General features: G+C 45.8%; 18 protein-coding genes. 11 read left to right on the top strand and 7 right to left on the bottom strand.

Features of this window, described 5'->3' with window-relative positions:
* Positions 1-61: 61 nt before the first annotated feature.
* Positions 62-901 (top strand): aldo/keto reductase, encoded by an 840-nt coding sequence (locus tag L6I86_RS08750; RefSeq protein ID WP_236286253.1) that lies wholly within the window; start codon positions 62-64, stop codon positions 899-901.
* A 73-nt stretch (positions 902-974) separates the two neighbouring features.
* Here L6I86_RS08750 and L6I86_RS08745 read toward each other — a convergent pair whose 3' ends face one another.
* The gene (locus tag L6I86_RS08745) at positions 975-1,769 is read right to left on the bottom strand and encodes a hypothetical protein (protein WP_236286251.1); all 795 of its coding nucleotides are present in this window, start codon (positions 1,767-1,769) and stop codon (positions 975-977) included.
* Between the two features lie 156 nt (positions 1,770-1,925).
* On the bottom strand, positions 1,926-2,138 hold the full coding sequence (locus tag L6I86_RS08740; RefSeq protein WP_173111184.1) for a hypothetical protein: 213 nt from the start codon (positions 2,136-2,138) through the stop codon (positions 1,926-1,928).
* Positions 2,139-2,340: 202 nt separating this feature from the next.
* Between L6I86_RS08740 and L6I86_RS08735 the strand changes: the two genes are divergently transcribed.
* The 5 genes from L6I86_RS08735 to L6I86_RS08715 all read left to right on the top strand — a co-directional run bounded on the left by L6I86_RS08735 (position 2,341) and on the right by L6I86_RS08715 (position 6,675).
* Complete coding sequence (locus tag L6I86_RS08735; protein WP_236286250.1) at positions 2,341-3,288, top strand: ABC transporter ATP-binding protein; 948 nt, start codon at positions 2,341-2,343, stop codon at positions 3,286-3,288.
* Entirely contained in the window at positions 3,285-4,388 is a 1,104-nt protein-coding gene (locus tag L6I86_RS08730) for an ABC transporter permease (protein ID WP_236286249.1), read from the top strand. Before L6I86_RS08735 ends, L6I86_RS08730 begins: the two co-directional genes overlap by 4 nt.
* Positions 4,389-4,513: 125 nt before the next feature.
* Positions 4,514-5,104, top strand: coding sequence for a DUF1989 domain-containing protein (locus L6I86_RS08725; RefSeq protein WP_236286247.1), 591 nt, complete (start codon positions 4,514-4,516; stop codon positions 5,102-5,104).
* Positions 5,105-5,174: 70 nt separating this feature from the next.
* Positions 5,175-5,801, top strand: coding sequence for a LysE family transporter (locus tag L6I86_RS08720; RefSeq protein WP_236286245.1), 627 nt, complete (start codon positions 5,175-5,177; stop codon positions 5,799-5,801).
* A gap of 100 nt (positions 5,802-5,901) precedes the next feature.
* On the top strand, positions 5,902-6,675 hold the full coding sequence (locus L6I86_RS08715; protein WP_236286244.1) for a YqcI/YcgG family protein: 774 nt from the start codon (positions 5,902-5,904) through the stop codon (positions 6,673-6,675).
* A 7-nt stretch (positions 6,676-6,682) separates the two neighbouring features.
* Here the strand turns inward: L6I86_RS08715 and L6I86_RS08710 are convergent, their stop codons facing one another.
* From L6I86_RS08710 to yhbH, 5 genes are all read right to left on the bottom strand, one after another.
* Positions 6,683-8,017: an amino acid permease gene (locus L6I86_RS08710; RefSeq protein WP_236286241.1), complete on the bottom strand. Its 1,335-nt coding sequence runs from the start codon at positions 8,015-8,017 to the stop codon at positions 6,683-6,685.
* 89 nt (positions 8,018-8,106) lie between these two features.
* On the bottom strand, positions 8,107-8,745 hold the full coding sequence (locus tag L6I86_RS08705; protein ID WP_236286239.1) for a spore coat protein: 639 nt from the start codon (positions 8,743-8,745) through the stop codon (positions 8,107-8,109).
* A 257-nt stretch (positions 8,746-9,002) separates the two neighbouring features.
* A complete protein-coding gene (locus tag L6I86_RS08700) occupies positions 9,003-9,179 on the bottom strand; it encodes a YjfB family protein (protein WP_236286237.1) in 177 nt (58 codons plus the stop codon).
* 116 nt (positions 9,180-9,295) lie between these two features.
* Positions 9,296-10,729 (bottom strand): SpoVR family protein, encoded by a 1,434-nt coding sequence (locus L6I86_RS08695; protein WP_056624388.1) that lies wholly within the window; start codon positions 10,727-10,729, stop codon positions 9,296-9,298.
* Entirely contained in the window at positions 10,726-11,883 is a 1,158-nt protein-coding gene (gene yhbH, locus L6I86_RS08690) for a sporulation protein YhbH (RefSeq protein WP_056624384.1), read from the bottom strand. Before yhbH ends, L6I86_RS08695 begins: the two co-directional genes overlap by 4 nt.
* 340 nt (positions 11,884-12,223) lie before the next feature.
* Between yhbH and L6I86_RS08685 the strand changes: the two genes are divergently transcribed.
* The 5 genes from L6I86_RS08685 (at position 12,224) to L6I86_RS08665 (ending at position 20,885) form a co-directional block, all read left to right on the top strand.
* A complete protein-coding gene (locus L6I86_RS08685) occupies positions 12,224-12,769 on the top strand; it encodes a hypothetical protein (protein WP_236286235.1) in 546 nt (181 codons plus the stop codon).
* A 138-nt stretch (positions 12,770-12,907) separates the two neighbouring features.
* Entirely contained in the window at positions 12,908-14,434 is a 1,527-nt protein-coding gene (locus tag L6I86_RS08680) for a replicative DNA helicase (protein ID WP_236286233.1), read from the top strand.
* Positions 14,418-15,182: a DUF6063 family protein gene (locus tag L6I86_RS08675; protein ID WP_276574820.1), complete on the top strand. Its 765-nt coding sequence runs from the start codon at positions 14,418-14,420 to the stop codon at positions 15,180-15,182. Before L6I86_RS08680 ends, L6I86_RS08675 begins: the two co-directional genes overlap by 17 nt.
* On the top strand, positions 15,166-19,596 hold the full coding sequence (locus L6I86_RS08670) for a coiled-coil domain-containing protein (RefSeq protein ID WP_236286221.1): 4,431 nt from the start codon (positions 15,166-15,168) through the stop codon (positions 19,594-19,596). Before L6I86_RS08675 ends, L6I86_RS08670 begins: the two co-directional genes overlap by 17 nt.
* A 455-nt stretch (positions 19,597-20,051) precedes the next feature.
* Positions 20,052-20,885, top strand: a complete 834-nt coding sequence (locus tag L6I86_RS08665) for a (2Fe-2S)-binding protein (protein WP_236286220.1) — start codon at positions 20,052-20,054, stop codon at positions 20,883-20,885.
* Positions 20,886-20,967 lie beyond the last annotated feature (82 nt).

The raw sequence follows: 20,967 nt of genomic DNA, 5'->3' as shown, positions 1-20,967 counted from the left end.
ATAGGAGCTACACGGTAAAGATGCGCTCATTTTAATCTTATTCCGATGGAGGTTATGACGAATGTCTACGAAAGCGAATCAAGCATTTACAGCAGGAGTTACACTTAATAATGGTGTACATATGCCTTGGCTGGGTCTCGGCGTTTACAAAAGCAAGGAAGGTCAAGAGGTCATCGGAGCGGTTCAAACCGCTTTGCAATTAGGATATAGAAGCATTGATACGGCAGCGGTTTATCGCAACGAAGAAGGTGTTGGTCAAGGTCTGCGTCAAAGCGGTGTACCGCGTGATGAGATTTTCGTAACCACGAAGGTGTGGAACGCGGATCAGGGTTACGAGTCTACGCTGCAAGCGTTTGAAGCGAGCCGCAAACGACTTGGTTTGGAAACGATTGATTTGTATTTGGTGCACTGGGCCGTCTCCGCAACGTACCGCGAAACGTGGAAAGCGCTGGTCCATCTTTACAACGAAGGGCATGTTCGTGCGATTGGCGTGAGCAATTTCCAAATCTCTCATTTGGAGCATGTCATCGAGGATACCGGCGTAGTGCCTGCGGTTAATCAAGTGGAATACCATCCGGAACTGTCGCAAAAGGAGCTGCTCACGTATACCCGTGAACACGGCATCCAATTGGAAGCGTGGAGCCCGCTTATGCAGGGCAGGCTGAACCAGCCTGAATTGGCGCAGCTTGCGGCTAAATACGGCAAATCAGCAGCACAAATTGTGTTGCGTTGGGATATCCAGCATGGTGTCGTAACGATTCCAAAGTCTGTGACAGAGCATCGTATTCGAGAGAATGCGGACATTTTCGATTTTGAGCTGAGTGCTGAGGATATGGCTTTGGTGGATGCTTTAAATGTCAACAAGCGTATCGGTCCAGATCCGGATCATGTGACGTTCTAGTTTGATTCCATAGAGGAAGAGGAAACACCTGATTGTACGGGGTTTCCTCTTTTTTGTTCGATCCTCCCTCCGCTTATTTCAACAAAGCTATCATCTGATACACCTCGCGGTGGTCACCTGGCAGTAAGAAATTCGCGACTTTCAGTTGAGAGGAACCATCGCCGTCAAGAAAAAGCCCATCGACCAACTGCTTCTCCCCTACCTGCTCTTGTACGGCTGTACGGAACTCTTCACCCGTACAAGGGGTAGGCGCAACCACCAGATACACGTTGTTCATTCGATCATACACAATACCAGATCGCATGCGCTTCTCGTTAATGACAGGCATTTCTTCCGAAATGGCTTGCTCGGCCCATCCCATTGGATTCGTAAGCCCCATGCTTACGCCTCCCTGCGCCCAATATCGGGTGCGATCCAGCACCTGTAACTCACTAGCATTTTCGACAATTTGGACGGTAAAGGTTTGCGCTTTCTCATCCCAAACAAGTGTCCCTCGTTTGCGATCTGTATTGTACCAGCCTGAGCCGTAGTCGCCAGGTTGCCCCTTAACAGGCTGATCATTGGTCACTGCGATGCTTAGCAGATACCCCTGCCAGAAAAATCCGCCATTAATCCCATTGTCCTGCCGATCGGTCACATTAGCTGTAATGGCTTTGAGTCCTATGTTTTCAGGAGAAGTTTGAATAACGTGCAGAAGGACACCGTTTGTCGCTGGTTTAATGCTATACTCGGCACTTGCTTTTGGAGGTGGTTGTGAAGTGGTGGTGTGAAGGCCCCAAATTAAGGTCCATACAAAACTGATGATTATGATAAGTAGATAGATTAGTAGCTGAGCAGCATGCGCTTTGAAAATGCGAATAAGGTTCATAGATTTCCCCATCCCAGCTGTAGTAGTCTCATTCATTTCTATTAGTCTATGAAAAGAGCAGGAGGGATATGCCTATTTATCTACGAAAAAAAACGCTTACGAAGGAATCTACCATTCGTAGGCGTTTTTTCAGAAACATCTATGTAACGACAAGAATTAGAAAATAGGTATGCGCGCCTTATTTCCATCTTTGGCATATAAAATAGCTTCTGAACTAAATAAATCTACACGCTCTAACGAATTAACTAAATTCATGGTGGTGAATTTGTTATGGCGAAGTGCGTTGATCAAAGAGGGAATTAACTTATGGTCCGTGCCGACGAAATTAACGGAAATCGGCTTTTTATTAAATAAAATATTCATTCTCACTTCAACACATCTCCTTCTGATTTTGTTTGTTAAGTAGATATTTAGATTATCATACCTTTCTCAATAAGTTCGTCGATTCGCGTTGTCGGAATTCCACTAGTTCTGTCAGTAGATATTTCAGGGTGTTGTTGGACGGCGTAGCCGTTTATTTTGTATGATAGGGTGAGTTACGTAAAATTTGGAAGCGGAGGGGGCTAGCGTTATGGAGTCTTCACACATTGTTATTGAAGCGGATGGCTTAATTAAAAATTATGGGTCTTTCCAAGCTGTGCGAGGTGTTAATTTCCAGGTCTATCAAGGCGAAGTATTCGGCTTGCTCGGTCCTAATGGTGCTGGGAAAACGACAACGATGGAAATGATCGAAGGGCTGCGGAAGCCTGACGGCGGACGTGCTATTGTGGCTGGATTTGATACACAGAAGGATTTGGGTAAGGTCAAGGAAGTCATTGGTGTTCAATTGCAGTCAACTTCGTTATTCGAGTTGTTGACTGTAGAGGAAATTATGCGGATGTATGCCAGCTTCTATCCGAGTTCTGTTCCGATTGGACCGCTTTTAGAAGATATGACGTTGGTTGATAAAAAGAACGGCCGTGTCAAGCATCTATCCGGTGGGCAAAAGCAACGGCTTGCCATTGGTCTAGCGCTTTTGAATGATCCCAAGGTCATCTTCTTAGATGAGCCTACGACAGGGTTAGATCCGACAGCTAGACGAACGCTGTGGGAGATTATTTTGAAGCTGAAGGAGCGAGGTAAAACGATTGTGCTGTCCACGCATTATATGGAGGAAGCGCACGTACTTTGCGATCGTATTTGTTTAATGGATCAAGGGAAAGTCGTCGCATTGGATACGCCGCGCAATCTTGTGAGCAGCTTGCAATCGGATAGCGCGATAGAGTTTAGACTGCAAGATTTGGCGGAAGCGGACAAAGAATCGGTTGTCGAGGAGCTTCGCGATATTCGTGAAGTCAAGGGCATTGACGTGCGTAAGGATGTGTTCGTCCTTTATACAGATAAGCTGCAGGAATCTCTCATTGATCTTGTAGAGAAAAGCGCTGGCGGCAGATGGCAATTGGCAGATTTGCAGACACGAACGGCTACGCTGGAAGATGTGTTTATTTCCATGACCGGAAGGAGCTTGAAAGAAGAATGAATGCTTATATCCAATTGACGTTAAGCCAGCTTCGGTTCTTTGTCCGTAATCGACAAGTGTTGATATTCACCTTGTTCATGCCGCTTTTCTTCATGATTATGCTCGGTTCCTTTCTCGGAAAGGGAAATGACATCATCGTCGATGGCGTTGTCATTGATCAGGATCAAAGTGCAGAATCCAGAGTCATGGTGGAGGCGCTGCAAGCGAATAGTATTTTGAAGCTAAAGCCTGCAGATGACTTGGATACGTCACTTGAGCAGCTGAAGCATGGGGATCAGAAGTTGGTCGTCGTTATTCAGAAGAATTACGGGCAAGCAGTCGGGTTGAAAGGAGCAGATAGCTCGAAGGCCAGCTTCCTTCAGGTTTACTATGATCAAACGAACCAACAGAGTGCACAGATCGGTTTGCAAACAATAGGTCAAGTAGCGGATGGCGTTTCCAAGCAAATGTCCAATTATATTCCAATTGTTAAAATTGAACCGGTTGGCGTGCAAGCTTTGCAGCTTCGCTACATCGATTTCCTTGTACCGGGAATTCTGGCTATGATGATCATGACCAACAACTTAAATGGCGTTTCGGGACAAATTGCTTCATGGCGTGAGCGTGGTGTGCTGCGACGCATGCAAAGTACACCGCTGAAGGCGTCCACGTTCATCGCCGCGCAGATTACTGCACGCCTTGTGATGAACACGGCGCAAGCCTTAATCGTACTGCTTGTCGGTGCTTTGATTTTCGGCACGCAGGTGAACGGTTCATGGTGGCTGCTTCTGCTGTTCGTTGTCATGGGAACATTGACGTTCATGTCGATCGGCTTCATTATCGCTGGTTTGGCCAAAACCCCAGAAAGCGTAGGGCCGATTTCTGGTTTAATCTCGTTCCCGCTGATGTTCTTGGGCGGTGTGTTCTTCTCCGTGTCCAGCATGCCGGAGTTCTTGCAGCCGATCGTGAAATCGATTCCGATCACTCAGCTCAGCACTGCCCTTCGGCAGATTATGAATGTGGGCGCGGGCATTGGGGATCTTTGGCAGGAAGGGCTGATGCTCGCCATCTGGCTGGTCGTGTCGTTTATTGTGGCGACGTTTACGTTTAAGTGGGAGTAGCTAACTGAAAGCCCAATCTCTCTGAGATTGGGCTTTTTGCTGGGAGTAATAGCACAATTTATCATAAATCCATAAACGATAAGCCATACTGTAAGGGGAACTTACCTATAAGCAGGAGGACTTGAATGAGTAAACAGCAATGGCAAATTCCGGCTACAGAGGGCCTCGGTTTCCAGCTCAAGAAGGGCCAAGTGATTCGAGTTACCGATATAGAGGGAGAACAAGTTGCCGACTTTGTGGCTTATCGTGAGGATGATATCAGCGAGCGGCTTGACCCTAGCGTTACGATGGACGCTTTACATGCGATGAAAGTGAAACCCGGCGATAGGATCTACTCTAATAAATATAGCCCTATGTTCACGATTATTAAGGATACGGTAGGACAGCATGATTGGATTAACTCGGCCTGTCGGCCTGAAATGTATGAGCTGCTTTACAATAAGCGAGACCACACCAGCTGTTATATGAACTTAAATGCAGCTCTGGCACCATTTGAGATCCCCGCCCCAGATCAGCATTATCCCTTTAATATATTTATGAACACCATCATTCAGCCATCTGGACAAATTAGTATTGAGAAGCCTCTATCTAAAGCGGGTGATTATATCGAGCTTCGTGCAGAAATGGATCTGGTTGTGGCTATATCTGCTTGTCCCTGCGCAGAAAGTCTCTGCAATGGATACAAGTGTACACCTATTCGCGTTGACATCATTTGATCTTCTAATGGACTAGCGCCTCTCATACAATAACTTGTACAAGTTATTTGCTATTCAGGGGGCGAAGTCTATGGATGCTTTTATTACTTATCTGTTTCTTGGCATTTCGTTATCGGCTCCCATTGGTCCTATTAATGCTGCTCAACTCGACAACGGAGCCAGATATGGCTTTACTGCGGCGTGGTTGATCGGACTAGGTGCGATGTGTGCCGATTTGCTGTATATGCTGCTGATTTATTTTGGTTTAGCCCATTTCTTGACCACCCCGTTTATGAAAACATTTCTATGGTTATTTGGCTGTTTTGTACTTATCTACACGGGTATTGATACGCTAAGAAACGTGAAGATAACTCAGAAAGACAACCCTTCTGAAAGTCATTCCAGCGTTAGCTCTTTCCGCTCCGGATTTGTTATGGCACTTACCAATCCGCTAAATATCTTATTTTGGCTTGGCATTTATGGCTCCATTTTAGCCGAAAGTGTACAAAATTATGGCCTTACCCAGGTGCTTTGGCATACCTCCGGTATCTTTGTAGGCATCCTTCTGTGGGATGTTGCTATGGCCACACTCGCCAGTTCCTTTCACAAGTTCGGAAATCGCACTACCTTGCAGCTGATTTCTGTCATAGCTGGCCTATCTCTCATTGGCTTCGGTATGTACTTTGGCTATCAAGCTTATAAGCAGTTATTGAGTTAGTCAGAGGTTTCCCAGTCCAATGTACCTCCTACCGGGACACTCACCCATCTAATCTCCTTCGCATAGTATGCTTCGTACTTACGAAGGAGGTTATTACGACATGGCTGATTTATATGCCAAAGACTGGCTTGATACACATATGAACACCCTTGCCGCATGGAAACAGGATGCCTTCCGCCAATTCGGCAATATGATAGCAGATCCAAGCAATGCTTACCCTTGTATCCCCGGTCGTCAAGGCTTCCTTACCAATAACCTGCGCTTTGGCTTTGCGGCAGATCCGAGATCAGAGCAAGCTGTCATTGACGTCGTCAAGCTCCTGCAAGCCTATGGCCGATGCTCACGGGAGACAGGGAAGTTCGCCTCGCTTGTTATCTTTTTCCACACAACAGCAGACATGCTGAATAGCTTCTCGGTAGAAGACTACGAGGAGCTATTTTGGTCTGTTCTAAAAAGGGTTAGCGCCAATGATACGGCACCATGGCCTGAACATATTTCAAAGGATCCATCACACCATTCATGGGAGTTTTGTTGTGATGGGCAGCCTTATTTCTCTTTTTGCGGAACACCTGCCCATGTGGTTAGAAAGAGCCGAATGTTTCCACATTTCCTCATTGCTTTCCAGCCGCGATGGGTGTTTGAAGAAATCAACGATTCTACCCCTTTTGGACGCAATATGAAAAAGCGCATTCGCCAAAAGTTAGAGGCCTACGACGGTATCCCCGCTCATCCTTCTCTGAAATGGTACGGGCAAGCAGATAACCAAGAATGGAAGCAATACTTCTTGCGTGATGACGAAAGCGTCCCTTCTAAATGTCCGTACACGTTTATGAAAAATAAATTAAAAGCCGTAGGCGTACTATTTCATAAATAGAACATCGTTACACAGGCTTTGTTCGTTCTGATTTATGCTTCATCCACCATGTAATTAGGATAATCATCATGACGATAAGAAGGCTAGTCCAGAATCCCGGTCTTCCGGTTTTCTCCAAGAGAGAACCCGTTACAGCTGCCATGATAAGAAGGATAGCGGTCCAAGATTTCAGTTGCCCGTTTAGGCTTGGTTTAAGTTGTTTCAGATAAGATGCAACGATTAGCGACCACGTATATAGGAGGACCAATCCCCCAGCTGTGGTTATATGTTCAAAGATTTGGCTTGGCATCACTAGCGCAAGGACGATAGAAACACACAGCCCGATCGTATTCACACCTAGTGCATATAGTGGTAATTGCTTTTTGCCTTTCCTTTTGGCTAGCCATGGCGGGGCATCCCCGCCTTCCGCTAAAGCAACCAGCATCGTAGATACGCCGTATAGCGAGGCAACGAGAATAGAAAATCCTGCGACAATCAGAACGCCATTCATCAAGTGAACGAGAATAGGTAATCCCATGATGCTCAGAGCGAGAAGCAGGGGACTTTTATCAGGTGTTAACTGCTCTTTGGTAATAAAAAGAAGCGCTAAACTAAGAGCTAGCACATAGAGCACTGTGATCGTAAGCAGCATAAGTCTTCCAGCCTTAGAGGCTTCTTTGGGATTTTGCAAATGGACAGCCATAAAGCCCATGACTTCTATACCGCTAAACGCATAAAACGCATACAAAAGTCCTTTCCATGCGCCGGTCCAACCAGAACTAAACCAATGGGTCGTGCTGCTTTGAATGGTGTTTATGCCATGACTTCCTTTGAAGAAAACGATGCCTGCAATGGCGATGAATAGAAATACGGCTCCCATTTTAACGATAGCGCATATATTCTCAGTTTTGTTAATTCCTTTCGAGCCAAGGATAACAACGAGGAGGGCAAGGAATGAGTAGATAGCGGTCAACAACCAGAGTGGCAGGTTAGGAAACCAGAATTGTGTGAAAATTCCTATTGCCGTTAAGGAACTGCCGAGAATAAGCATTTCTGAGGACCAATATAACCATCCCACGCCAAATCCTGCCCAGCGGCCATACGCTTCCCTCACATAATTACGAAAAGACCCCTTTTCAGGGTTGGCAGCCGTCATCTGTGCTAAGGCATCATATACAAATAAGGTGGCTAGTGCTGCCAATAAAAATATTCCGATAACCAGAAACCCACTCTTCTGAATGGCGATGCCAGAACCTAGGAAGAAACCTGTTCCAATGGTGCAGCCAATTCCGAATAAAGTTAACTGCCACCAGGATAGCTTGTTCGTGTTGTCGTCATTGTTCGTAAGCTGCAAAGTCACCATAAGTGATTGACCTCCATATCTCTGGCTAAAATATGAGAAAAGCCCAAACAGCGGCCGTTGGGCCGATGCTGGGCTTCACAATTTGCTAGTTAGTGAACAGACGCTGCCCCTCTGTTATTCGGCGGCATTTGTGGCGCCGCGGTTGCGGGGACGAATGCTGTTAGCATGCTTTGCATATCGGACGCTTCTAATTGTGGCACCTGGTAGTAAGCAAGTCTATTTTGATAAAGGAAGATTTCATAAGCCATTTCTATGAAATTTTGTACCTGAGAAGCTAATACACGCCGAACAACGGGATTCGTCACTTCCACGGCTGTCATCGTTAGCAACGATGCATGCGTTTTGACCAGACCAAGCATATGTCCGCTTATTCCCGCATCCTTCACATCAGCGAGCGACTGGTTAGGCTTTTTCGGCGCAGTTGGCTTAATGCCGTAGATCGGCTCTGATAATTGCCTAATCATATACGTGGACGTTTCTTGGCTTGGCTTAAGCCCGGTTGTGAAACACTCAGCGGTTAAATTGTACTGGGCAAGTGTGAACTGGTATTGACGATCCAGAATGTCCAGCAGCTCGCTGTCTTGTACAAACTGTCTAAACATCATGAATTGGTCCAGCACATTGATGGTACAGGCCAACACTTCATGTAAATCGAAAAGCTCATGACCGCCGTGGTTTGTGTTCGGCGTAGTTTGCGTTTGATAATTGGGCTGTATTTCCTGTTGCATAACGAAGTCTCCTTTGGCTTTGAGGTAAAGTAACTTCGTTAATGTTAGTCTCAGTTCGTTGGTTTATACATGTGAGAGACATGAATTTACAAACGAATGAGCTAGTGAATTTTTGCAGCGGTCAACGTGAAATACATGTTAGGAGGCGAAGCTCATGCAATTCAGTCTCAGAACTCTCGACGGCAGGGCAAATAAGGGACCCACGTTACCAAGAGGAACGTAGATCCCTTATTTGCTTTTAAATCGTGATTGAGGGTTTAAACACTTATATCAAGATTTCCGCCTAAGTTCGGCTGCACACTGCGTTCAATCAATTGGACCACTTGCTGGCCTTGTTCGGTCATTTGCTCTTTCGCCATTTTCAAAACGCTTATTCCAACCGCTTGGGATAAATTGTTTTGGGCTAGTACCATTGACATAGCTGGAATGTCCATGAGATTCCTCCTTTATTTCTGAGTATCTAACCATTTCTATATCGGACTATGGGCCTGCAATTTTTAGCGAAATAAATGCACAACCAAAAGCCCAACCCCCTGGGTTGGGCTTTCTCTTACAGAAACCTCCGATGATGCTTCTTCCCATCAAAGCTAAATAACACCGGCTTATCTTCTACCATCGTATGCATATGAATGGTCTTACCCCACAGCTTATAAATATACGGCAGCGTCCGCTCGACATATTTCAAATCCAGCTCCACACCTTCAAAAGCATGCTTCAGATACAGCTCCCCGTTACGCTGGTAGTCGCCATCCTCAACAACGATGTAAGGGAATCCTCCATTTACTCTGGAGTAAATGAGCTGATCCCGCGTATTCTCCCACGTTTTGTCTGTGATTTTCCACTCAGGTCCTTTCTTCTCAAATACGTACAGATCTAACTCTTCAACCAGTGGCTTATTTAAATAGTTGCGGATAAACGAGGTATCGGACTCGTATTCACGAACTTCGAAGATTTTCTTCCTGCCTTGCCCAGGCTTCCGCCCGAATCTGCGGATTTCTTCATCGGTTGGAGCATCCCAATGTTTTTCGATGTCTTCAAATATTTTGACACCCAGATAATAAGGATTTAAGGAATGGCGAGAGGGAACGACGACGGAGGAGTTCAGCTTGGAGTATTCGATCGTTTCTTCCTCGGTTAAATCCAACTCACGCAGGATATGTTGATGCCAGTAGGAGGCCCAGCCTTCGTTCATGATTTTGGTTTCGAGCTGCGGCCAGAAGTAGAGCATTTCATCACGCAGCATGGTCAGGATATCTCGTTGCCATTCTTCCATATAAGGGGCATTTTCCTCTATAAAAAGAAGGAGATCCTTCTCCGGTTTCGGTGGAAAACGCTTCGTATCTTCTTTATCCAAGGAGACAATAGGCTTGTTTCGACTATCTAAGTCCCATAAATCCTCATACCCGTATGTGGCTTCGCCTCGAACGGTTGGTGTAGCTGCCTTGTTATTTTCTTGGCGTTTGCGAGTCTGACCATACGTTAGCGTTAGTACAGGGTCAATGTGCTCTTGGATGGCGAGAACGGCATCTATGAATTGTTCGACCTCATCGATTCCATGCTCAATTTCATATTGGCGGATGCGTTCAGCTGTAGCGGACATGCTCTCGACCATGTTGCGATTCGTTTTGGAGAAGCGTGCGTTATTTTTGAAAAAGTCGCAGTGGGCGAGCACGTGCGCGACAATGAGTTTATTCTGAATCAGCGAATTTCCGTCTAAAAGGAAGGCGTAGCACGGGTCCGAATTGATGACCAATTCGTAAATTTTACTAAGTCCAAAATCGTACTGCGTTTTCATGCGATGAAAATTTTTACCAAAGCTCCAGTGACTGTAGCGTGTCGGCATCCCGTAGGCACCGAAGGTGTAAATAATTTCCGCCGGACAGATTTCGTACCGCATGGGAAAGAAGTCGAGCCCAAAGCCTTTCGCGATCTCCGTGATTTCATCAATAGCATATTCCAGCTTTTGGATTTCGGATTTACTCACTGTGCAGGCACTCCTTCCTGTTTGGTAAAAAAGGTTTTCAACGCTTTATACACTTCACCTTTTTCACGGATGACATAATGCAAGAATTTCGGATTGTTGATATGGCGGAAAGCGGACATCAGCGTTGAACTGCGGTTATATTGATTCACTTCCCCGTAGCCAAACATATTCGAACGTTCCATTAATTGTGTAATCAGCTTCACACAGCGCTCGTTATCGGATGTTAAATTATCGCCGTCCGAGAAATGGAAGGGATAAATATTGAACTGAGATGGGGGGTACCTTTTATCAATAATATCAATGGCCGTTTGATAAGCTGAGGAGCAGATCGTGCCCCCACTTTCGCCTTTCGTGAAAAACTCTTCCTCTGTCACCTCTTTGGCCTCGGTATGATGCGCGATGAACACAATCTCAACGTTCTCGTATTTCGTGCGCAAGAAGCGGGTCATCCAGAAAAAGAAGCTGCGGGCTATGTACTTCTCGAAGGAGCCCATGGAACCAGAGGTATCCATCATGGCAATAATGAGCGCATTGGAGTGCGGTTTTTCGATTTCTTCCCATGTTTTAAACCGCAAATCATCTGGTGAAATATGATGGATTCCCGGCGAGCTGCCGCGCGAATTGCGGCGCATATTTTCGAGGATCGTCCGTTTCTTGTCGATGTTGGACATGATCCCTTTTTTACGAATATCGTTGAAAATAACTTCGGTGGATGTCATATTCCGCTTCTCTTTTTGCTGCAAATTCGGCAGCTCGAGCTCGGAGAACAGCATCGCTTGCAGCTCTTCCATGCTGACTTCCGCTTCGTAATAATCCTCGCCGGCTTGATCGCCAGCGCCTTCGCCTTTGCCAGGACCTTGGGCAGGCTGCGGGTCTGTTCCAAGTACATCGCCAACCTGTGAATCACCGTCGCCTTGACCAACATGCTTGCCTTTGTTGAAGTTGTAGCGGAAGCGATATTCGTCTAAGCTTTTTATCGGTACCTTCACGACTTGTTTACCATTGGACATGACAATACTTTCGTCTGTAACCAGATCAGGAAGGTTCTGTTTAATCGCATCTTTGACCTTCTCTTGATGTCTGGTTTGATCTTGGTATCCTTTGCGGTGGAGTGACCAATCCTCTTTGGAAACGATAAATAAGGGCTCTGTCATGGGGACACCTCCTTGGCGTTTATGATAAGCAGAACGCTAATCAGACATAGGGGAATAAAGCTTGTTATTAAATATATTCAAGTGTGCGGGGGATATGTGGTGGCGGGCGGATTTTCTCTTCAGCTTCGACTTTTCACCTGACTGTGTCTTTAAATTAGAAGGAATATTCCAAGCGTAATTTTCTATATAAAACAAAGTCTGTCGATTCTCCCGCGGCCACGCATCGGAGATCAAGCAGACTTTTTTCTTATTTCTGGAATCCGTCAAAGATCAATGGTTTGAACGATCACAATCGGTTATGATGTAAGGTGGATATATTCTCAAACAGGAGCATGCGTTCATGAATCCCAACTCTATCATTCGTACATATTTGCAAAAGATAAAGAATAGCAAAGTCTCACTTCACGAATTAGAAGCTTTATTTCAAGGCCAGCCATGTACCTACGAACAATTCGCTCAGTCGGTACTTGAGCTTGAAGCTGAGGGGATCATTCAGATGGTTCAGAGCAAAGGGAGAACGGGTAAGCGACCATCCCTTGCCTATCAATATAGCGTGCAGAAGAATCGGTTAAAAGTAGATACGCATAAGGACATCCATCAGGCCAGGATGCTGCTGCATCCTGATATTCAACTGGATACTTACTATTCGGTAGGAGCGGAAGTTTGGGAGCAAGACAGGCCCTATTTGAAACGGATTGACGCTTATTTGAAGCGGGGGAAGCTTCCAACCACCCCAGTACCGGCGCCGGAGCGCAGCTTTGAGCTAGTTGCAGATGAGAAATGGATAACAGAGAAGCAAGGGAAAGAGCAATCTAGCCCTTCCCTTTTACAGAGCATGTCTGAGCCTAGAGTTTGCAAACGGAAAAGAAAACCAACGTGGCCATGAGCAAGCGTTGCAGGATTTTCTCTTTCATTTTACGGTGGAAGAACAGAAAATTATTAACCAATGTCTAACAACGGGGGGCTATTTTCCCCAAGAAGTATTATCGACACACGAGCTTTGCAGAATTTGGAGGCACACAGCATGGACTACGTAGAAATTGGTCAGGTGATTTCCGGGTTTCGGGAACGAATGACCAAGCTGGCACTTTTCGACCCGCTCTATGAGCTGCAGAGAAAGCGCCAAACAGATCGACAGAACAAACCCATTGATTTTATGGAACTCGGGCTTCTAACCCTGCTTTACTTTTTCGAGCAGAAATTGATGCGAAATAACAAGGCGGGTGTCAAAGACTTAGCCGAGTTTCTACTCAAAGTGACGGGAATCTTCATTGATTTAGATGAAGCGGGATTTGAGGATCTAGCTAGGCAGATCACACAAGTGTTTCGCCCGACGACAGGGAAGAAGCGGGATTTTACGTTTATGAACTGGGAGTCTGGGGTGCGGGAGCATATTTACATATCGATTCTAAAAGCGAATGCCTTCGATTTAAAAACGAATACGCAATACTACACGCTCGACGAGGATGGGTTGGAGCTTATTTTTGCGACCAAGGAATTTTACACCGAATTTCAATTGTCCATTCATCAGTTGGTATTGCGCAAACAGTTGGAAAAGGGTGAGTTTGAAGGCGCTCTGCGGCAAATTAACGAAATGCGGATCGACGTGGAAGCTTTGCAGGAACGGATGATTAAGCTCGAGCACGAGTTGAAAAGAAACATTGTATCGGAGGAAACGTTCGGACGATATAAAGGTCTGCTAGAAGATATTTATTTGCGATTACAAATGGAGAATGAGGAGTTTGAAGAATTACGCCAATTCGTCAAAGAGACCAAGGATCGCGTTCAGGCACAGACCGTTAGACAGACGGATCAACGACCTTATGAGTTAATTTTACGGATATCGAATGAACTGGAGAAGGTACATGGCGAGCATTCCGTTCTTTTTCACCAGAGTATGGTGTTGAAATCACATGCCTTGGGCGCAGCGCAAGAATCCTTGTATTATACCGGACTAGATTCCTTTAATTTTGATCAGGATATTGCTTCTCTTATTTTTAGTACGCCGTTGCCATTGGAGACAATGAAAGGTGTTATTGCTCCGTTCTTACCTGTGCAAGAGTCGAAGATGTGGTCGCTGTTAACGGTATGGTCTGAGCAAAATTTACTTGAGGATAGCACTGGACAGGAGCGTGAGGATACGTTTCTGGAAATTGGCGGAGACAGCGATGAATACCGGTACCAGACGATGCAGAAAAAGTTGTACAAGCATCTGATGGAGCTCCTTCTGCAAATGATGGAAGAGCAGGGCCAAGTTGAAGTGAAACTTTTCATCGAACAGTTCGAAATACGTGAAGATGCAAGATTGCTGAGCGAGAGAGCTTTCTACGATTTTTGGATTTATCTGCATCAGAGAAGCCCCTTACGGGCGGTGGATATGGATCAGCAGCAGAATGAGGAGCAGGCGACATTACTGGAAGATATGTATGCGCTTCTGGGAAGCCGCTGTTTGGTCGTTATTGAACAACAGGAGATCATTCAGGTGAATGACAGGTTTAGCATACAGAATATGTTGATTTCATGGGGAGAACAGGATGACAATCGGACTTGAAAATGGAACAGTAATGAAAGCTTTTCGGATCTACACGTTGCTCGCTCGCGATAACGAGGTGGGGAAAGAGTGGCTCCAAGTCTACATGGCGGACGACGTGGTCCGCGGACTTGTGGATCAATTTGCGCGAGAAGTCGATTGCGTAACGATCATTGCTGGCGAACAACTGTATATGATTCCGGAGACAAGGCTATCGCCTTTTCATATGAATAACGAAGTGATTAAACGCACTTATCTGCGGGCGAACGCTGTGAATGCGGATCTTTATCTCATGTATGTCAGCATTATTGTGCTTATTGGTGCCTTCTATGATAGCTATCAAACGATGGAGCCCACGAGAAGTTTTATCGGGATTGAAGAGTGGACAGCGCTTGTGAATGAGCGAATTGCCTTATTGAAAACACATCCGGAAGCGGAATTAATAGAGATGGAGAAGGAATTCTCGTATAACTGGACAGCCTTGATTGAAAAATGGAGTGCCATGGATGATATCAAGGAGACAGCCGCGAGGCAAAGCGGGAATACGATCAGCCGGGTTAGTTTCATGGATTCTGTCCGCAAGTTTCTCATCGCGCAAGAATTGGTGATCGATATTGGCAATCAGGAAATTACATTGACCGAAAAGGCCAAAGTGGTTGTGCAGCGCTATTTTATGGAACTAGAGTATAACCGTGGTATTTTGGAGTTTTTATATCAAAGCCATGATGCATTTGAGGGGGAGGGAAGCGAACATGCCAGCGATCTCTAGAATACGATTTACGAATGTCGTCTACGAGGACGGAAATAAGCGTTACAACGACGAGTTGTTTCATTTCGATGGGCATAATGGCGCGATTCTGTTGGAAAATGGAGGAGGCAAGACGGTTTTCATCCAGTCTGCTATTCAAGCCATTTTGCCACATGAGGAGCTAGCTGGGCGTAAAATTAAAGATACGTTAAGTCTCGAAAATGGCCCTGCACACATCGCGATCGAGTGGATTCTAAGCGAGCGGCCTCGGCGATATGTCGTGACCTGCATCAGCTTATTTTTGACAGCAACAGGGATTGATTCTTATCGGTATGTGTATGACTATCCAGTACTTGATCCCGACGCGATTGATCGGATTCCTTTTGTGAAAGAAAGCGCGGGCCATTTGCGAGCAGCGGATAAAGGTGAAATTCATGATTATTATCACCAGATGACGGTGAAGAGAATGAATGCGAAGCTGCCAGCCTCGATGAAAGAATACAGAAAAATATTGGAAAATGATTACCATATTATAGCTTCAGAATGGGAACGGATTGCGAAGATCAATAGCTCGGAGGGCGGGGTTGAGAGCTTCTTTGACGAATGCAAAACGACGGGCCAGTTGTTTGATCGTTTGTTAATCCCGACGGTTGAAGATGCGATGGCTGGCTATGAACAAGGCGAGTTCGCGAATAATTTTGAAATGCATAGGGATAGCTTCAAAAAATATAAAGAATTAAAAGAAAAAATTGAAGAAAACAAAAAAATACTCGTTGAATTGGACCAGTATGTGCTTCGTTATGCCACGATGGATACGAGGCAGGTGGCTTATGCAGCTGCACAAGCTGAAACGAAGGCCTATTGGCTGCTCGTTGGTGGGCAGAAGAATGAGGAAACCGCCAAGCTCTCGGGGTGGCATCAGATGATATCGGCATGCGATGAGCAATTGCAGGTATTGGCTCGGAAGAAGGAATCGCTGCATATTGCGAAGCAACAGCAGGAGCAATCTGTCTTGGAAACGAAGCTCAAGCTGATTGAGGATGACGTTGAATTCAAAGAACAACTTGTCCGAAGTGCGAAAGAGAGCTACTATTCGTTGCGTTTGGCCGATTACAGGCAGCAGTGGACCTCGGCCGAGGAGCGTATGAACTACGTGCAACGGGAACTTGAACAATTCGGTCACACCCAAGAAGAGGATGTTCTGCGGAACGCATGGAGCCAGAATGGCGGGCAAATTCGCGGTATTTTCAGCAAGATGGAGCAGGAGTGGCAGGCTGAACAAGAGAAGCTCAGTCAGGAAGAAGCTGCACATCAGAATAGGTTGAACCTAGAGGAAACGATTCTGCGTGATCTCTCAAGCGAATTAGAGCTATTAAACAAGCAACTCATTGAACATAGATCGCTTGTACAAGCCCGCGAGAAAGATAGAGATGTGCTGAGGGCAAATGTTTTGGCCAATCCTGCTGTCGAGAGCATGGAGGGCAGCATGGCAGACTGGAGTCAACGTTATCAGAAGTTGGATGACAGTAATGTTCAGCTGGTCCAGAAGAATAAGGATTTGGCATTGGGCAAAGAGGAAAGTGAGAGACAACTTGCAGACGTGAGTGAGAGCCTCAAGGCTGCCTTCGTGGAGCGGGCCAATACAGAGCATAAGCTCGAATCATTTAAAAAAGAGCAGCAATCCATGCTTGAAGTAATCGCATCTTACAGGTCTTCATGGGGAAGACTCACGTCTGTTTATGAGAAGCAGAGTTCGATTGAAGAACGACTTAGTGAGGATACGGCAAAGCTCCTGCTCGAGAAAGAAGCTTACTTGCTGAAAGAGCGTCTTGCTTTTCGCTATATCGATGATTATAGCTCTCAGCCCATATTTTTTGCCGATGTCTATGTGGCGGGCTTAGTGGACAAGTGGAGAAACCAGTTCAAGTTATTGGAGACAGGTATTCAATATTTGCAGAGTTTGAAGTTAACCGAGCGGGCGATGACGCATCCTCTATGGTCCGTCACGTTGATTACGACGGAAGGTGAAGTTGGGTTAGTTACAAGCAAGCTGCAGCAGTATGCGGAAGATATGCAGTTCCCGATTCAGGTAATCTCTTCTCAGGAAGCGGCGCGTCTAGCGGGTAGTGATGCACCGGTGGCAGCGGAGGATAGCGCGTGGGTTGAACCGCAGCATTGGCGTGATAATGCGGAGGCGGCAGAATTCATCAACTGGAAGCATACGATCTCCTTGAAAGGAGAGGAAGTTCGGACAGCACGCAAAGAAAAGGAACGTGATCTGCAGCGTACTTCTGAGCTTCAAGCTGCGTTTAGCCGATTCCTCTTGCAATATCCGCTTGAGGCTGTGCAAGAAATGGAAAGGCGAGTAGGACTTGCGCGCGATTCTGTGCGTGAACTAGAAGGCCAAGAGGATGCCATCAAGAAATCCATTCGTCAGGCAGAGCAGGTGATTCAGCAGCATAATACCGTCCTGGATGAGCAAAAAGAGGAAATGATTCAGCTCGGGCAGTGGATTGAAAAAGGGCGGAAGTATGTTGAGCTGGGCAAAGAAATCGTGACATTGAACGGGGCGATCGACCAGCTTGCCCAGCAGTCTGACGATCAGCAGCATAAGCTGGAGGGCAGACGGCGCTCAATGGAGCAAGCGAAGCTGCAGAGCGAGTCCTTAAAGGGCAGAATGAGCGTTTTGAGAACGGAGAAAGCGAGTCTGTTAAGTCAAGATCTATATATCGAACTAGTGGATGTGCAGCCTATTGAAGCGAAGTATAGCTTAGATTGGTTGAAAACAGAGAGAAAAGATTTGCATCTCAAGCTCAATCATATTTCCCAAGGGCGCCAGCAGCTGGAAACGGAGTTAAAGCATGCTCAAGCTAGCAGAACAACGTTGGAGCGAGAGATGAACAAGCTTCGCTTGGAACAAGCGGATCTGAACTTGAACGAGGAGCTTGCTTTTTCTGTGACGGGTGAAGATCAGATGTCACAGCTATTGTCTGAGCTCAAGGAACACGAATCACGGTTGACACGCGATAAGGAAGAATTGGTGCGGGTCGACAAACAATTTAATGAATTGACAGCGCGAATTAAATTACTGATTGAGCAGTATAGTGGTTTACACGAGGGTGAGCGGCCACTAAGCTTTACGGAGTCTCTGAGCGTAGTGGATGCCCAAGTCCAGAGTGAGGATGCACGTCTGCAAAAGCAGAAATTGGGCTTACAGCAGCAACACACGCAAATCCAGGCGCAATTAAGTAAAATCGGAGATGTGATCGATTACTTAAATCAATACAAAATTTTGCATGGGTTTGAAAATCCACTCATTCAAGCAGCTTTTATTACACAGGAGCAGAAAGCGGAGTTTCTGAATGACCGCATGAGATGGGTACGGAAATCTGTGGCGTTGCTAATCGCCTTGATGAAAGAACTAGAAGCGGAAGAGTCGACGGTGAAAAAGGCCAGGCTGCATTTTATTGATTTTTGCCGGAAACAAATTAAGGATGTCAAGATGAGGGATATGGCTGAGCAAGGTGTCGAGAACAAAGACAACTATGTGGAGCTGACACAATTTCAGCATAAAATGCACAGCCGCATTGAACGCGTCAATCAAGTCGCGGAAGAGACGATGCGCACACACAATCAGCAGCTTGAACAGTATATCATTCATGTGCACAGCCATTTGAAGCTGATCGCGTCTGAACTTCGAGATATTCCCAATAAAACGAGAGTTAAAGTTGAAGATCAGTGGAAGCATATTTTCTCCTTTCTCATTCCTGAATGGGATGAACTTGAGGCGAAAGATCATTTGCGCAAGCATCTAGAATGGGTTTTGACCGAACTAGAAAAAGGCCATTACCGTGATGAGAACGATCAAGAAGTGAAATCAACGGTTCGCAAGGAGCTCGAAAAATGGTTGGATACCAAGCAGCTTCTGCAAATTGTTTTGCAAGAAAAAGTCATGAAAGTTTCCTGCCGTAAAGTCACCAATGAAAATAACGTAACGAAGGCTTCCTTCTCATGGGAACAGTCGAACAATTGGTCTGGCGGGGAAAAATGGAGCAAAAATATGACATTATTCTTAGGCTTACTTAACTATGTCGCCGAGAAACGCCAACATATTCAAGCGAACATGAAGCGGCATCGCACCGTGATCCTCGACAATCCGTTCGGGAAGGCATCGAGTGACCATGTGTTAAGTCCTGTGTTTTTTATCGCGGAACAGCTTGGCTTCCAGATCATCGCACTGACTGCGCATGCGGAAGGCAAATTCCTCAAGGACTATTTCCCAGTTGTCTTTAGCTGTAGGCTTAGACAGGCAGCCAATGGAAGTAAACTGGTCATGACCAAAGAAAAGGAAATCAATCAAGCTTATTTCCGTGATCATGCGCCGATTTCGCTGGAAAGACTAGGGGACGTTAAGCAGATGGAGTTATTTATCTAGGGAGGGCTTTACTTCATGAACCAAGCGGGAGTATATGCTGTATTACGTACCTAACAATGATAGTATGTTCCCCGTTTAACGGACACCAGCGACGTTATTTCTAATAAAGCAGACAGTGTCCTCGTGTAACGGACACGAGCGACGTTATTTACTGTTTTGGAGGCAAAATTGTGCCCTAATCAGGGGAATAACGGCCATGTTGTCCGTTAGAATTTGTAATGGCTACTTTGTCGCTTAATAACGTTTCCTGCGTCCGTTAAACACTAGGTTGGCTTTATTTCCTGGCGAAAAACAATTGTTTATTGAATTACAAAAAGTCTGCTTAATCTTCTGTGGCTACGCTTCGGAGAACAAGCGGACTTTTTAGTTACTTCAATGACGGAACGAAATGGTATACTAGTTCCCAAGAGGATGAAGATGGGTGAGATACGTTAACGACAAGGGGAGAGGGGAATATGAGCACATCGGTTCAGGCTTATATAGCGGAAAATTACGGAGTTCGGATGGAGTCCCATCCGGACCCGCTTTTCACGATGGCAGGACAGCAGCTTTTAACGGAAAAAGGGATGCAAGAGTTCTTAGCTGCTTACTCGCCCTTGATGAAAGCACTCGAACCCGCAGCGGCTGGTGCTTATTTAATTAGCCGTCTCGGGGGTCTGAATGCGGCGATGCAGTATATGGTTACACATGATGAATTATTTGATCTGTCTCCGGAGTTATGGTCGCTGCAATTGTATCGAAGTGAGAAGGGGTTCGTTGAGTTCCGTATTGTGCTTAAAGAATTAAGAAAACTTAGTGGTCCAGAGTGCGGACATCGAAGTGAATGGCGTGAAGAACACTTATCCCACTGGTATGCTGGGACTATTCGGCCAATTGTCGAAGCAATCGCCGTTGCCGCCGATATGGACATTCATCATTTGTGGAAAATTATACCGATGCGCATTCGTTTTATTTTCGAACAATGGAAACAAATGAATACATCAGAAGAGTGGCATGCTCGTTATGCTGAGGACCATTTATTTGTAACGAAGGAATTGAAAGGTGAAGTATTCGGCCGACTTCGGAATCCCTTGTATGCCAAGGTTGTGACTGTGGATTACCCTGGTTATCCCGGCGAGCCCGACACGAAAATTAAACTGAAGACGGCCTGTTGTATGTACTACCGAACAGAAGGCGGGCAATATTGTTATACGTGTCCCCGGATGAAGCCGCAAGAGCGCGATGAGCGCAAAGAACAATTGCGAGTTCAATTCGCTCAAGAAGCAGCCGCTAAAATTGCTGTGAACTAACGCACTCATACGGTCATTTTCCTGTTGGTTTTTTTCTGCAATATGCATACAATAAGGGAAAGCACGTATTCGATGCAGCAGG

Origin of the sequence: Paenibacillus allorhizoplanae, from assembly GCF_927798215.1 — a bacterium.
Taxonomy (GTDB): domain Bacteria; phylum Bacillota; class Bacilli; order Paenibacillales; family NBRC-103111; genus Paenibacillus_E; species Paenibacillus_E allorhizoplanae.
The sequence above is the reverse complement of the archived record's forward strand: the minus strand, read 5'-3'. Positions and strand labels throughout refer to the sequence as shown.

Bases quoted from the DNA above. Each gene is read 5' to 3' on its own strand.
- L6I86_RS08750 (WP_236286253.1), top strand. From the start codon at position 62: ATGTCTACGAAAGCGAATCAAGCATTTACAGCAGGAGTTACACTTAAT.
- L6I86_RS08745 (WP_236286251.1), bottom strand. From the start codon at position 1,769: ATGAACCTTATTCGCATTTTCAAAGCGCATGCTGCTCAGCTACTAATC.
- L6I86_RS08735 (WP_236286250.1), top strand. From the start codon at position 2,341: ATGGAGTCTTCACACATTGTTATTGAAGCGGATGGCTTAATTAAAAAT.
- L6I86_RS08730 (WP_236286249.1), top strand. From the start codon at position 3,285: ATGAATGCTTATATCCAATTGACGTTAAGCCAGCTTCGGTTCTTTGTC.
- L6I86_RS08725 (WP_236286247.1), top strand. From the start codon at position 4,514: ATGAGTAAACAGCAATGGCAAATTCCGGCTACAGAGGGCCTCGGTTTC.
- L6I86_RS08720 (WP_236286245.1), top strand. From the start codon at position 5,175: ATGGATGCTTTTATTACTTATCTGTTTCTTGGCATTTCGTTATCGGCT.
- L6I86_RS08715 (WP_236286244.1), top strand. From the start codon at position 5,902: ATGGCTGATTTATATGCCAAAGACTGGCTTGATACACATATGAACACC.
- L6I86_RS08710 (WP_236286241.1), bottom strand. From the start codon at position 8,017: ATGGTGACTTTGCAGCTTACGAACAATGACGACAACACGAACAAGCTA.
- L6I86_RS08705 (WP_236286239.1), bottom strand. From the start codon at position 8,745: ATGCAACAGGAAATACAGCCCAATTATCAAACGCAAACTACGCCGAAC.
- L6I86_RS08700 (WP_236286237.1), bottom strand. From the start codon at position 9,179: ATGGACATTCCAGCTATGTCAATGGTACTAGCCCAAAACAATTTATCC.
- yhbH (WP_056624384.1), bottom strand. From the start codon at position 11,883: ATGACAGAGCCCTTATTTATCGTTTCCAAAGAGGATTGGTCACTCCAC.
- L6I86_RS08685 (WP_236286235.1), top strand. From the start codon at position 12,224: ATGAATCCCAACTCTATCATTCGTACATATTTGCAAAAGATAAAGAAT.
- L6I86_RS08680 (WP_236286233.1), top strand. From the start codon at position 12,908: ATGGACTACGTAGAAATTGGTCAGGTGATTTCCGGGTTTCGGGAACGA.
- L6I86_RS08675 (WP_276574820.1), top strand. From the start codon at position 14,418: ATGACAATCGGACTTGAAAATGGAACAGTAATGAAAGCTTTTCGGATC.
- L6I86_RS08670 (WP_236286221.1), top strand. From the start codon at position 15,166: ATGCCAGCGATCTCTAGAATACGATTTACGAATGTCGTCTACGAGGAC.
- L6I86_RS08665 (WP_236286220.1), top strand. From the start codon at position 20,052: ATGAGCACATCGGTTCAGGCTTATATAGCGGAAAATTACGGAGTTCGG.